This is a genomic window from Streptomyces sp. NPDC050485 (assembly GCF_044458185.1).
Classification (GTDB): domain Bacteria; phylum Actinomycetota; class Actinomycetes; order Streptomycetales; family Streptomycetaceae; genus Streptomyces.
This window is the reverse complement of sequence record NZ_JBITHR010000013.1, coordinates 1-12,540: the sequence shown is the minus strand read 5'-3', so window position 1 is coordinate 12,540 and position 12,540 is coordinate 1. Positions and strand designations below refer to the sequence as shown.

Here is a 12,540-nt window from a genome sequence, read left to right as displayed (position 1 = left end):
GCGGAACTATTCCCGGCGGTCCCGGCGGGCGCTACTTGCCGCTGACGTAGCTGCCGGCCGCGCCCTTGTCGCCCGCCGAGTCGGCGGTCGCGGAGGCCGGGATCTGCTGGTCGGCGCGGAGCGCGTCCCAGACCTGCCGCGCCTCCTTGTCCAGCGGCACGACGCGGTTCGGGTCCCGCTTGTCGTAGGTCACCGGCATCGTGACCATCTTCATGTTCTGCGAGCCGAGGTCCTTGAGCCCGCCCGCGAAGCCGATCAGCGAGTTCACCGAGGCGAGGTCGGAGTCGGTGGTGATGGCCTTGGTCGCGGCGCTGGCGAGCCCGTAGAGCTTGGTCGGGCTGGTGAACACTCCGACGCTCTTGACCTGCTGGATCAGCGCCTTGATGAAGGCCTGCTGGAGCTGGATGCGGCCGAGGTCGCTGCCGTCGCCGACCACGCCGTGCCGGGTGCGTACGAGGCCGAGCGCCTGCTCACCGTTGAGGGTGTGTGTGCCGGCCGGCAGGTCCAGGTGGCTCTTGTCGTCCTTGATCGGCTTGGCGGTGGTGACGGGCACCCCGCCGAGCTCGTCGATGAGCTTCTTGAAGCCGGTGAAGTCGACCTCGACGTAGTGGTCCATGCGGATCCCGGACATCTGCTCGACGGTCTTGACCGCGCAGGCCGGGCCGCCGACCTCGTACGCCGTGTTGAACATCTCGCGCTTGCCGCCGGGGTCGGACTTGCCGCCCGGGGTGGTGCAGGCGGGGCGGGTGACCAGGGTGTCGCGCGGGATGGAGACCACGCTGGCGCTCTTGTGGCCCTGGTAGACGTGGATGACCATCGCCGTGTCGGAGCGGGCGCCGCCCCCGTCCTGGCCGTACTCCTTGTTGGCGCCGGACCGCGAGTCGGAGCCGAGGACCAGGATGTCCATCGAGCCGTTGTCGATGTTCTGCGGCCGGTTGCTGCCGAGCTGGGCGTTGATGTCGACGCCCTTGAGGTTGCCGTTGAGCTGGAAGTACACGTAGCCGAGGCCCGCGCCGCCGACGAGCACGACCCCCGCGGCGCTCCACGCGGCTATGCGCACGGCGCGACGGCGCGTGCTGGGCTGCTTGCGGCGCTTGCCCGCCCCGCGTATTCGGCTGCTGCGCGTACTCTGCTCGGCCATGTTCTCCTCAGTCCTCGGTGCTCCCCCGGGTACCCCCTGCCCTGGTGTTCAGGCACGGATTGTCGACACTCGTCAGACGGCGAAGCACCAAGAAGGGTTGCACAGCCTTCTAAGAAGGCCATAAGAACGCATCGGGCCCGGCGCGCAACTCGCGACCGGCCCCACCGCTCTCACCTGTGGCTTCGCAACGGTTACGGGGAGTGCCCGCGGCCTGCGGACCCGCGGCACGTGTGGCGAACGCCTCAGCCGCCGACGGCCCCGCCGACCGGCCCGCCGACAGTGCCGGAACACGAGAGCGCCCCCGTCGGCGAACTGACGGGGGCGCTCTCAAGTGGCCCTGCTGGGACCGCAGTTGACTAGTCGTTGCCGTTGCCCGGCCCCGGGGTCGTCTTCTGGATCTGCAGCAGGAACTCGGCGTTCGACTTCGTCTGCTTCATCTTGTCGAGGAGCAGCTCGATCGCCTGCTGCTGGTCGAGGGCGTGCAGCACCCGGCGCAGCTTCCAGACCACGGCGAGCTCGTCGCTGCCGAGCAGGATCTCTTCCTTGCGGGTGCCGGACGCGTCCACGTCCACCGCCGGGAAGATGCGCTTGTCGGCGAGCTTGCGGTCGAGCTTGAGCTCCATGTTGCCGGTGCCCTTGAACTCCTCGAAGATCACCTCGTCCATGCGCGAGCCGGTCTCCACGAGCGCGGTGGCGAGGATGGTCAGCGAGCCGCCGTCCTCGATGTTGCGCGCGGCACCGAAGAAGCGCTTCGGCGGGTAGAGCGCGGTCGAGTCGACACCACCGGACAGGATGCGTCCGGAGGCCGGGGCCGCCAGGTTGTACGCACGGCCCAGACGGGTGATCGAGTCGAGCAGCACGACCACGTCGTGACCGAGCTCGACAAGGCGCTTGGCGCGCTCGATGGCCAGCTCGGCGACGGTGGTGTGGTCCTCTGCCGGGCGGTCGAAGGTCGAGGAGATGACCTCGCCCTTCACCGACCGCTGCATGTCGGTGACCTCTTCCGGACGCTCGTCGACCAGGACGACCATCAGGTGGCACTCGGGGTTGTTGTGGGTGATCGCGTTGGCGACCGCCTGCATGATCATGGTCTTGCCGGTCTTCGGCGGGGCCACGATCAGGCCTCGCTGGCCCTTGCCGATCGGCGACACGAGGTCGATGATCCGCGTGGTCAGCACGCCCGGGTCGGTCTCCAGACGGAGCCGGTCCTGGGGGTAGAGCGGGGTCAGCTTGTTGAACTCCGGGCGGCCGCGGCCGGAGTCGGCGGCCATGCCGTTGGAGGAGTCCAGGCGGACCAGCGCGTTGAACTTCTCGCGGCGCTCGCCGTCCTTGGGCTGGCGGACGGCGCCGGTGACGTGGTCACCCTTGCGCAGCCCGTTCTTGCGGACCTGGGCCAGCGAGACGTACACGTCGTTCGGGCCCGGCAGGTAGCCGGACGTCCGGATGAACGCGTAGTTGTCGAGGATGTCCAGGATGCCCGCGACGGGGATCAGGACGTCGTCGTCGGCGACCTGCGGCTCGGCGCCGAACTCCTCGCGGCCACTGCGGCGGCCGCGGCGGTCGCGGTAACGGCCGCGCCGGCCACGGCGGCTGCCGTCGTCGTCGAAGTCGTCCTGCGGGCCGTTGTTCTGCTGCTGGCCCTGCTGCTGGGCGCCCTGGCGCTGCGGGCGCTGGCCGCCCTGCTGGTCCTCGCCCTTGCCGCGGTCGCCGCGCTGGCGGTCGCCGCGGTCACCGCGCTCGCCCCGCTCACCGCGGTCGCCGCGCTGGCGGTCCCGGCGGTCGCCGCGCTCGCCCCGCTGGCGGTCCCGGCGGCCCTCGGCGCTGTCGACGGCCTCGGTGGCCTTCGCCTCAGCCTTGTCGACGGTCTCGGTGGCCTTCACCTCGGCCTTGGCCTCCGTCTTGGTGACGGTCTCGACCGCCGCGGAGGCGGCCTCGGGGCTGCCGGAGGGCGCCGTCGCACGGCGCCGGCGGCGCTCGCCCACGGGCTGGTCGTCGCCGGCCCCGCCCTGGTCGGAGACCTTGGGGGACGGCTGGCCCGGAATGTCGATCTGCTGCTGCCCGGCCTGCTTCTCGGCGGGCGCGGCGGCCTCCTCGCCCGTACGGGCCTTGGAGGTGGCGCGGCGCTTCGGCTTGGCCTCGGCGTCCGCGGCAGACGCGGCGCTCTTGGCCGGAGCCGCGGAACCGCCGCCGGCCTGCGCCTCCTTGATGACCTCGATCAGCTGGCTCTTGCGCATCCGCGCGGTGCCCCTGATGCCGAGGCCGGACGCGACCTGCTGCAGCTCGGCCAGGACCATGCCGTCGAGGCCGGTGCCGGAGCGGCGGCGCCGTGCGGTGGTGCCAGAGGCAGCACCTGCGGCGGGCGCGGCGTTGTCGACAGAGCTGTCGGCAGTCACGCCCATCAGATCGGTGGTGTCGCTCACGAAGGGTCCTTCCCTGGAGCGGACGTCGGCCTGTCTGGCTCGGCGACCGGTTGTGCTGTCCGGCTGCGGCCTGTGATCTTTGGGACCACGGATCGTGCCGGGGCGGTGGTCCGCCGCGTACGGCGGAGAGATAAACGTGCGTGGGTTCCGGCCCGAGATCCCCCTGCTCGGCCCCTGCTGGGAAAGCATGGGGTGTCGTGCCGGTTCCGGAGCGTGCTCGAAACTGCTCAGGCAGGCTGCGCAGGCAGTTGGGGAGGCTCTCGGAAGAAAGGCGGTCCCTGAAGGGGACACGAAGCACCGCGCCACGAAGACGACCGATGCAGACTTGAGGTTAACACTACCGGATCCAACAAACATTCCCCCTCTCGTTCACCGGCAAGCCGTGCTCCCTGCGCCCGTGCCTACGACCCGAGCGGCAGGACGCTCGCACCCGCGGCGTCGAGACTGAGCCGGTTGGCGGCCCACCCCTCCCCCGCCAGGCGTGCGACCTTGTCGGCCACACCGTCCTCGACCAGCGCGAGCACCGTGGGCCCCGCGCCGGAGATGACCGCGGGGACGCCGTCCGCGCGCAGCCGGTTGACCAGCGCCACGCTCTCCGGCATCGCCGGCGCGCGGTACTCCTGGTGGAGCCGGTCCTCGGTGGCGGCGAGCAGCAGCTCGGGGCGCCTGGTCAGGGCCTCGACGAGCAGCGCCGCCCGGCCGGCGTTGGCCGCCGCGTCCACGTGCGGGACGGTGCGCGGCAGCAGCCCGCGGGCCGTCTCCGTCAGGACCGCCTTGCTGGGCACGAAGACCACCGGAACGACGGAATCCGCGGGATCCATCCGGATCGCCCGCGCCGATCCGCCGTCCATCCAGGACAGGGTGAAGCCGCCGAGCAGACAGGCGGCGACGTTGTCGGGGTGGCCCTCGATCTCGGTCGCGAGCTCCAGCAGGGCCGCGTCGTCAAGCCGGGCGTCGCCGCCTATGGTCACGGCGCGCGCGGCGACGATGCCGGCGCAGATGGCGGCGGAGGAGGAGCCGAGGCCGCGGCCGTGCGGGATGCGGTTGGCGCAGACGACCTCAAGGCCGCGCGGCTGCCCGCCGAGCAGGTCGAATGCCGTACGCAGCGAACGCACGAGGAGGTGGCTCTCGTCGCGGGGCAGCGTCTGGGCGCCCTCGCCCGCGATGTCGACGTGCAGGCCGGAGTCGGCGACGCGGACCACCACGTCGTCGTACAGCCCCAGTGACAGGCCCAGGGAGTCGAAGCCCGGGCCGAGGTTGGCACTGGTGGCGGGGACGCGCACCCGTACGGCGGCGGCGCGGAATGCGGGACCGGCCATCGCTCTGATGACTCTCCTTGTGAGACTGCGGCTGGTGACTCTGCTGCGAGATTTTCGAAGACGTACCAAACACCCGAGGGCCACGTGGGCAACTGCACCACGGCGTATGTGGTGGGGCGGGTTGAGTACAGCCTATCGAAGGAAGGTTCTGTGGCGACATAGGGCGCACAGGAGGCGCACGATGCGTGTCGCAAGCCCCCTGTGCCCCTACGTGCGGCTTGTCCTGCTTTACGTACGGGTCCTGGTGAAGCGGGACCCGTACGCGCCGCGTAAGACGACTACGCCAGGCCGAGGCGCTCGGCGGCGGCCGCCGCGTCGACCGGGACGGTGACGGGCTGCGGGGCGCCCGCGACCGCCCAGTCCGGATCCTTGAGGCCGTTTCCGGTCACCGTGCAGACGATCTTCTGGCCCGGATCGACCAGACCGCGCTCGGCGGCCTTCAGGAGGCCCGCGACCGAGGCCGCCGACGCGGGCTCCACGAAGACGCCCTCCTGTGCGGCGAGCAGCCGGTAGGCGCGCAGGATCTCACGGTCCGTCACTTCATCGATGAAACCGCCCGATTCGTCGCGAGCGGCCAGCGCGAACTGCCAGGAGGCCGGGTTGCCGATGCGGATCGCGGTGGCGATCGTGGACGGGTCCTTGACGACCTCCCCGCGCACGATCGGCGCCGAACCGGACGCCTGGAAGCCCCACATGCGCGGGGTGTGCGTCGAGATCCGGTCGGCGGCGTACTCCTTGTAGCCCTTCCAGTACGCCGTGATGTTGCCGGCGTTGCCCACGGGCAGGACGTGGATGTCGGGGGCGTCGCCGAGCGCGTCCACGATCTCGAACGCGGCGGTCTTCTGGCCCTCGATGCGCACCGGGTTGACCGAATTCACCAGCGCCACCGGGTAGTTGTCGGAGAGCGCGCGGGCCAGCGCGAGGCAGTCGTCGAAATTGCCGTCGACCTGGAGGATCTTGGCGCCGTGGATCAGCGCCTGGCCCATCTTGCCGAGCGCGATCTTGCCCTGCGGCACGAGCACGGCGGAGACCATTCCGGCGCGTACCGCGTAGGCCGCGGCGGACGCCGAGGTGTTGCCGGTGGAGGCGCAGATGACCGCCTGCGCGCCCTCCTCCTTCGCCTTGCTGATCGCCATCGTCATGCCGCGGTCCTTGAAGGAACCGGTCGGGTTGGCGCCCTCGACCTTGAGGTGCACCTCGCAGCCCGTGCGCTCGGAGAGCAGCTGGGCCGGCACGAGCGGCGTACCGCCCTCGCGGAGGGTGACAACCGGCGTCGTAGCGGAGACGGGGAGTCGGTCCCGGTACTCCTCGATGATTCCGCGCCACTGGTGGGTCATTGCTGGTTACTCCCCTTCAACACGCATGATGCTGGCGACACCGCGCACGGTGTCGAGCTTCCGCAGGGCGTCCACGGTTCCGGTCAGGGCCGCGTCGGCCGCGCGGTGGGTGACGACGACGAGGGAGGCTTCCCCGCCGCCGTCCGGCCGGCCTTGCTGGCGCACGGTGTCGATGGACACCCCGTGCTCGGCGAAGACCGTCGCGACCTGGGCGAGCACGCCCGGCTTGTCGGCCACGTCGAGGCTGATGTGGTAGCGGGTCACCACGTCGCCCATGGGGCTCACGGGCAGCTGGGTGTACGCCGACTCGCCGGGCCCGGTGGCCGCGCCGAGCTTGTTGCGGCAGACCGCGACGAGGTCGCCGAGGACCGCGGAGGCGGTCGGCGCGCCGCCCGCGCCGGGCCCGTAGAACATGAGCCGCCCGGCCGCCTCGGCCTCCACGAACACCGCGTTGTACGCCTCGCGTACGGACGCCAGCGGGTGGCTGAGCGGGATCATCGCGGGGTGCACGCGGGCGGTGACCGACTGGCCGTCGGCGGCCCGCTCGCAGATCGCGAGCAGCTTGATGGTGCAGCCCATCCGGCGCGCCGAGGCGAAGTCGGCCGCGGTGACCTCGGTCATTCCCTCGCGGTACACGTCGTCGAGGCGGACCCGGGTGTGGAAGGCGATCCCGGCGAGGATGGCGGCCTTGGCGGCGGCGTCGAAGCCCTCGACGTCGGCGGTCGGGTCGGCCTCGGCGTAGCCCAGCGCGGTGGCCTCGTCCAGGGCCTCCTGGTAGCCGGCGCCGGTGGAGTCCATCTTGTCGAGGATGAAGTTGGTCGTGCCGTTGACGATGCCGAGCACGCGGTTGACCTTGTCGCCGGCCAGCGACTCGCGCAGCGGGCGGATCAGCGGGATCGCACCGGCGACGGCGGCCTCGTAGTACAGGTCGCGGCCCTGCTCGGCGGCCGCGGCATGCAGCGCCGCGCCGTCCTGGGCGAGCAGCGCCTTGTTCGCGGAGACGACGGAGGCGCCGTGCTCGAAGGCGGTCGTGATGAGGGTGCGGGCGGGCTCGATGCCGCCGATGACCTCGATCACCACGTCGATGTCGCCGCGTTTGACCAGGGCGGTGGCGTCGGTGGTGACCAGGGCGGGGTCGATGCCCTCGCGCACCTTCGAGGGCCGGCGGACGGCGACGCCGGCGAGCTCCACGGGTGCGCCGATGCGCGCCGTGAGGTCGTCGGCGTGCGTCGTCATGATGCGCGCCACCTCTGAGCCGACCACTCCACAGCCCAGCAGCGCCACCTTCAGCGGACGCGTACGCATCATCCGACCTCGTTTCCTGTTCAAACCTGGAATGCGAACCAGTCTCACTCACCGGACGGGAGTTTCTGCCCCTCGTCCGGATCCTGAGACAACTATTTCATTTACCCGACATCGAGACGCAGGAGATCTTCCTCCGTCTCACGCCGGACGATCACCCGGGCCTGTCCGTCGCGCACGGCGACGACGGGCGGGCGAAGTGCGTGGTTGTAATTGCTGGCCATGGAGCGGCAGTACGCGCCGGTGGCCGGCACCGCAATCAGATCACCCGGTGCCAGGTCCGCGGGCAGGAATGCGTCACGGACCACGATGTCACCGCTCTCGCAGTGCTTTCCGACCACCCTGACCAGCATCGGCTCGGCGTCGGAGGTGCGCGAGACGAGCGCGACGGAGTACTCGGCGTCGTACAGCGCGGTCCGGATGTTGTCGGACATGCCGCCGTCGACGCTCACATACGTCCGCAGCCCCTCCAGCGGCTTGATCGTGCCGACCTCGTACAGCGTGAAGGCGGTCGGTCCGACGATCGCGCGGCCCGGCTCGACGGAGATGCGGGGGGCCGCGAGCCCGGCGGCGGCGCACTCGCGGGACACGATCTCGCCGAGCGCCTTGGCGATCTCGTGCGGCTCGCGGGGGTCGTCCTCGGAGGTGTACGCGATGCCGAGGCCGCCGCCGAGGTCGATCTCGGGCAGTTCGACGCCGTGCTCGTCGCGCACCTCGGCGAGGAGCTGTACGACGCGTCGCGCGGACACCTCGAAGCCGGCCATGTCGAAGATCTGCGACCCGATGTGCGAATGAATTCCGACCAGTTCGAGCCCGTCGAGCTTGAGGGCGCGGCGCACGGCCTCGGCGGCCTGCCCGTCGGCGAGCCCGATGCCAAACTTCTGGTCCTCGTGGGCGGTGGCGATGAACTCGTGCGTGTGCGCCTCGACGCCGACGGTCACCCGGATGAAGGCCTTCTGCACCTTCCCCAGCTCCTGGGCGATGTGCGCGACGCGCACGATCTCCTGGAAGGAGTCGAGCACGATCCGCCCGACCCCGGCCTCGACGGCCCGCCGGATCTCGGCCTCGCTCTTGTTGTTGCCGTGGAAGGCGATGCGCTCGGCGGGCATCCCGGCGTCGAGGGCGGTGGCGAGCTCGGTCCCGGAGCAGACGTCGAGGTTGAGCCCCTCCTCGTGCAGCCAGCGCACGACGGCCCGGGAGAGGAAGGCCTTCCCGGCGTAGAACACATCGGCATCGCTGCCGAAGGCATCGGCCCAGGCGCGGCACCGGGCGCGGAAGTCGGCCTCGTCCAGGAAGTAGGCGGGCGTGCCGAACTCCTCGGCGAGCCGCGCCACTTCGAGGCCGCCCATGGTGACGGCGCCCTCCTCGTTGCGCGTGACGGTCCTCGACCAGACCTTCGCGTCAAGGGAGTTGAGGTCGGCGGGGGGTGCGGAGTAGTGCCCTTCGGTCAGTACGTCGGCGTGACGGGGACCGGCGGGGTGCGCGGATCGACTCATCGTTCTCTTCCGTTTTCTCTCTCACACATGTGCCAGACACGTCCACACATGTCTACACATGTCATAGAAACTCAGGGGCGTCGACGCCGAGCAGGGACAGGCCGCCGGCCAGCACCGTCCCGGCGGCCTCGGCGAGGGCGAGCCGGGAACGGTGGGCGGCCGAGGGTTTCTCGTCACCGAGCGGCAGTACGCCGTGCTGGAAGCAGAGCAGCTCGTCGGCCACGGCTTCGAGCTGCCGCGCCAGCCGGTCGGGCGCCCGGTGCCGGGCGGCGCTTTCGAGCACGCCGGGATGGTCCCCGAGCAGCCCGAGCAGCGCGTCCCCCTCGGGAACGGCCCCGGCCTCGGCCCGAAACCCCAGCTGGCGGGCGTTACGCGCAAGAGCTCGACTACGGGAGTACGCGTACCGCACCCGGAAGAACGAACTGCTCTCCCGCTGAGCGAGCAGTTCCGCCACATCGGTACGGGGCCGGTCCGGCCTGGCGGCGCGGAGCATGGCCCAGCGGGCGGCGTCCCGCCCGACCAGCTCGGCGAGCCGGGGCTGCTCGCAGGCCACGACGGGAAGGGGCTGTCCCCCGTGACGGACGACGCGCGCATCGGCCCCCTGGGCCCGGAGCAGCCGCACGACGACATCGGTGACCACCCGGGCCCGGCTCTCGGACGTGTCCGCGAAGGCATGGCTCTGCCCGCGCAGAGCGTCCCCGTACCCATAGGACGATCCACAGTGCGCAACCCGACGCACGACATCGTCGAACTGCACGCCGCGATCGAGGGTGAAGTTGAGAAACCCGGGCCCGCTGATGTCGACCAGGGCGATACCGGGCTGGTCGGCCATCCGCTGCCGCAAGAGCTCGGCGACGCGGCGCGGGGGGAGACCCGCGGCGGCGGCGAGCTTGAGCGCGACGCCGCTGGCGTAGTCGCCCCCGCCACCGGGCCGGGGCCGCTCGACCTTGACGGCATCGGGCACGGCGTCCCCCGCCACCACGAGGGCACCCTCATCGACCGCGCTGCGCACGACGCGCACGACGGTACGGGAGAGCTCTGCGGGGGTCACGGGTCCAGCGTATGGGAGAGGGGGGGTCCCTCCGCGAACCGGTTTCGCCATACGGGCGGGCGGGGGCAGCCACCTGCGGTTTTGGGGTTGGGGGCTTGGTGGATCCATGGGCCTGGCAAGGCTCGGTGGGCCTATTGGCCTGGCCGGGCTCGGTGGAACGGATGCAGCGACGGATCAGAGGTCGGTCGAGGTCAGCCCCGGGTGCTGCCGGCCCGCCCGGACTCCCTACTGCCGTCGGCGGACGGCGGAGCCTCCCGGCGCAGCAGCTGCCGTACGACCCGGACCAGCTCCGCGGGCTCGAACGGCTTGGCCAGAAAGGCGTCGACCCCGGCGGCGAGCCCGGTCTCCACCTCGTACTGGGTGCACGCGCTGATGATCGCGACGGGCAGCCGACTGGTGTGCGGGTCCGACCGCAGTCGCGCGGCCGTACGCAGCCCGTCGAGCCGGGGCATCACCACGTCGAGGGTGACCACGTCGGGGCGTACCTGGTGCACGACTTCCAGGCACTCGGCACCATCAGCCGCGGTCACGACCTCGAAGCCCTCCAGCTCGAGGTTGACCCTGATCAACTGCCGGATGACCTTGTTGTCGTCCACAACAAGAACCCGGCCGGACGCGCCTGGCACACCTTGAGGTTAGGTCCGCGGAGGGCGCCGCGTCCGGGTTTTCCCCACTTCCACCCCACCCGGGGGACACGGCCTCCGGACAGGGCGGAAATACCTGTTCACGGCCACCCCGGGAGAGCTGGTAGGGTTCTACCCGTCGCCGCCAAACGCGGCGGACGCCCCCGTAGCTCAGGGGATAGAGCAACGGCCTCCGGAGCCGTGTGCGCAGGTTCGAATCCTGCCGGGGGCACAGCAGCCGGAACAGCACCGCAAGGTCGCTGACCTGCGAAAGTGCCAGACTTCAAGAGCCGGACCCAGTTCTACTGGGTCCGGCTCTTTGTCGTGTACCGACACTGATCGGAGTCGGCCGATGGTCGGCACAACAGTCCACACTTGACTGGGCAGATCGGTCTGCTTCCTCCGGCCCGCGTCGTACGGGGCGCGGACGAGGACCGCCGTCCGGACCAACTCCCAGGCGTACGGCATCTCCCCGTACGGACAGGAGGCTCGGACAGCCGCTTCACCGTCCAAGTGGGCCGATTTGCAGGGGCGTTGGGGATGCCGGGCGTACAGAAGCGGGTCCGGGCTCGGAGGCGGGCCCACGTCTCCCCTCCGGCCCTTCTGCAGGCCCGCCAACTGCTCTCACGGGTGGGGGCGCGGGGGCGTCGAGGCTGCGATGTTGTCCTCTCCGGCTGCCCGCATGATCGGATATCGTCCGCGGCCATGGGTGAACTCATAGTGATCAGGCACGGCCAGACCGAGTGGAGCCTTTCAGGCCGGCACGCGGGACGTACCGACGTTCCGCTGACCGACGCGGGTGAGGCCGCCGCCAAGGCGCTCGCCCCCAGGCTGGCCCGGCGCGAACTGGTCGCCGTGTTCAGCAGTCCCCTGAGCCGAGCCATGCGGACCGCCGAACTGGCGGGCCTGACCGGCGTCAGGCCCGATCCAGACCTGGTGGAATGGGACTACGGCGGCTACGAGGGCCTGACCGCGGCGCAGATCCAGGTGACGAGGCCGGGCTGGGACCTGTGGCGGGACGGCGTCGTTCCCGGCGACGTGGCCCATCCCGGGGAGGAGCTCCAGCAGGTGGCCGCGCGCACGGACGCGGTGCTGGGCCGGGTCCGGCCGCTACTCGACGAGGGCGATGTCGCCGTGGTCGCCCACGGCCATCTGGCGCGCCTGCTCACCGTGCGCTGGCTCGGCCTCGACGCCTCCGCCGGCCGACTGCTCGGCCACCCGCACCCCGGCACCCTCAGTTTCCTGGCCACCGAGGACGGGCAGCCCGTCATCTCCGCCTGGAACGTGCCGTAGCGGCAGCTGACTTGGCAGTGCCGTTCACGAGCGGTCGCTCACGATCCGCCCGGCCTCCCGGTGACCACGGCCCCGGCCAGGTGGGTGACGGTGTCCAGCAGCGGCTTGAAGCAGTTGATCTCGTTCGTCTTCTCGCCGACGTCCAACTGGGCCAGGACCAGGCCGGTGGTGTGCTCCAGCGCTGCGAGTAGGTGGATCTTCCGGTCCTTCGCTCTGACCGCGCCGCGCAGACTCTTGCCGTCTACGGTGAGACCGCGCAGCCCGGTGGACACCGCCGCCACGGGGCGGCGATCAGCGAGCCTGCGTGAGACGGCCCGGTCCAGTGCGTCGCCGTCGATGCGGGCCGGCAGCCTGCGGATCGCGGTCTCGGCGGGCAGCACCCGCCTGCGAAGAAGCGGGTCGACAAGGGCGCATCGCGGCCGTCGTCATGGCAGTCCACTGAGCGCTCCTTCTTCCGAGCGCTCCTTAAACGCAGAAAAGCCCCGCACCGTGGTCCCGAAGGACCTTGGTGCGGGGCTTTCCCCAAAATTTGTTCGGCGGCGTCCTACTCTCCCACAG

General features: G+C 70.9%; 10 protein-coding genes and 1 tRNA gene. 2 read left to right on the top strand and 9 right to left on the bottom strand.

All coding sequences use genetic code 11. The annotated features are described in order from the left end of the window. Positions 1-31 precede the first annotated feature (31 nt). The 8 genes from ACIBK6_RS24990 to ACIBK6_RS24955 all read right to left on the bottom strand — a co-directional run bounded on the left by ACIBK6_RS24990 (position 32) and on the right by ACIBK6_RS24955 (position 10,692). Entirely contained in the window at positions 32-1,141 is a 1,110-nt protein-coding gene (locus tag ACIBK6_RS24990) for an LCP family protein (protein WP_399053566.1), read from the bottom strand. A gap of 356 nt (positions 1,142-1,497) precedes the next feature. Beyond that, a complete protein-coding gene (gene rho / locus ACIBK6_RS24985; protein ID WP_399053565.1) occupies positions 1,498-3,561 on the bottom strand; it encodes a transcription termination factor Rho in 2,064 nt (687 codons plus the stop codon). Positions 3,562-3,962: 401 nt separating this feature from the next. Continuing rightward, entirely contained in the window at positions 3,963-4,880 is a 918-nt protein-coding gene (thrB, locus tag ACIBK6_RS24980) for a homoserine kinase (RefSeq protein WP_399053564.1), read from the bottom strand. A gap of 278 nt (positions 4,881-5,158) precedes the next feature. After that, a complete protein-coding gene (gene thrC, locus ACIBK6_RS24975; protein ID WP_399053563.1) occupies positions 5,159-6,217 on the bottom strand; it encodes a threonine synthase in 1,059 nt (352 codons plus the stop codon). Between the two features lie 6 nt (positions 6,218-6,223). Next, on the bottom strand, positions 6,224-7,525 hold the full coding sequence (locus ACIBK6_RS24970; protein ID WP_399053562.1) for a homoserine dehydrogenase: 1,302 nt from the start codon (positions 7,523-7,525) through the stop codon (positions 6,224-6,226). A gap of 98 nt (positions 7,526-7,623) precedes the next feature. After that, positions 7,624-9,015 carry a diaminopimelate decarboxylase gene (lysA, locus tag ACIBK6_RS24965; protein WP_399053561.1) on the bottom strand — a complete coding sequence of 464 codons (1,392 nt, stop codon included), beginning with the start codon at positions 9,013-9,015 and terminating at the stop codon, positions 7,624-7,626. Positions 9,016-9,076: 61 nt separating this feature from the next. Then, positions 9,077-10,066, bottom strand: a complete 990-nt coding sequence (gene nrtL / locus ACIBK6_RS24960) for an ArgS-related anticodon-binding protein NrtL (protein ID WP_399053560.1) — start codon at positions 10,064-10,066, stop codon at positions 9,077-9,079. Between the two features lie 191 nt (positions 10,067-10,257). Then, on the bottom strand, positions 10,258-10,692 hold the full coding sequence (locus ACIBK6_RS24955) for a response regulator (protein WP_399053559.1): 435 nt from the start codon (positions 10,690-10,692) through the stop codon (positions 10,258-10,260). A 157-nt stretch (positions 10,693-10,849) separates the two neighbouring features. On the opposite strand from ACIBK6_RS24955, the gene ACIBK6_RS24950 reads away from it, so the two are divergent. Continuing rightward, positions 10,850-10,921 (top strand) — tRNA-Arg (locus ACIBK6_RS24950). A 473-nt stretch (positions 10,922-11,394) separates the two neighbouring features. Next, the gene (locus ACIBK6_RS24945) at positions 11,395-11,982 is read left to right on the top strand and encodes a histidine phosphatase family protein (protein WP_399053558.1); all 588 of its coding nucleotides are present in this window, start codon (positions 11,395-11,397) and stop codon (positions 11,980-11,982) included. 38 nt (positions 11,983-12,020) lie between these two features. Here the strand turns inward: ACIBK6_RS24945 and ACIBK6_RS24940 are convergent, their stop codons facing one another. Next, the gene (locus ACIBK6_RS24940; RefSeq protein ID WP_399053557.1) at positions 12,021-12,362 is read right to left on the bottom strand and encodes a hypothetical protein; all 342 of its coding nucleotides are present in this window, start codon (positions 12,360-12,362) and stop codon (positions 12,021-12,023) included. Between the last annotated feature and the right edge of the window lie 178 nt (positions 12,363-12,540).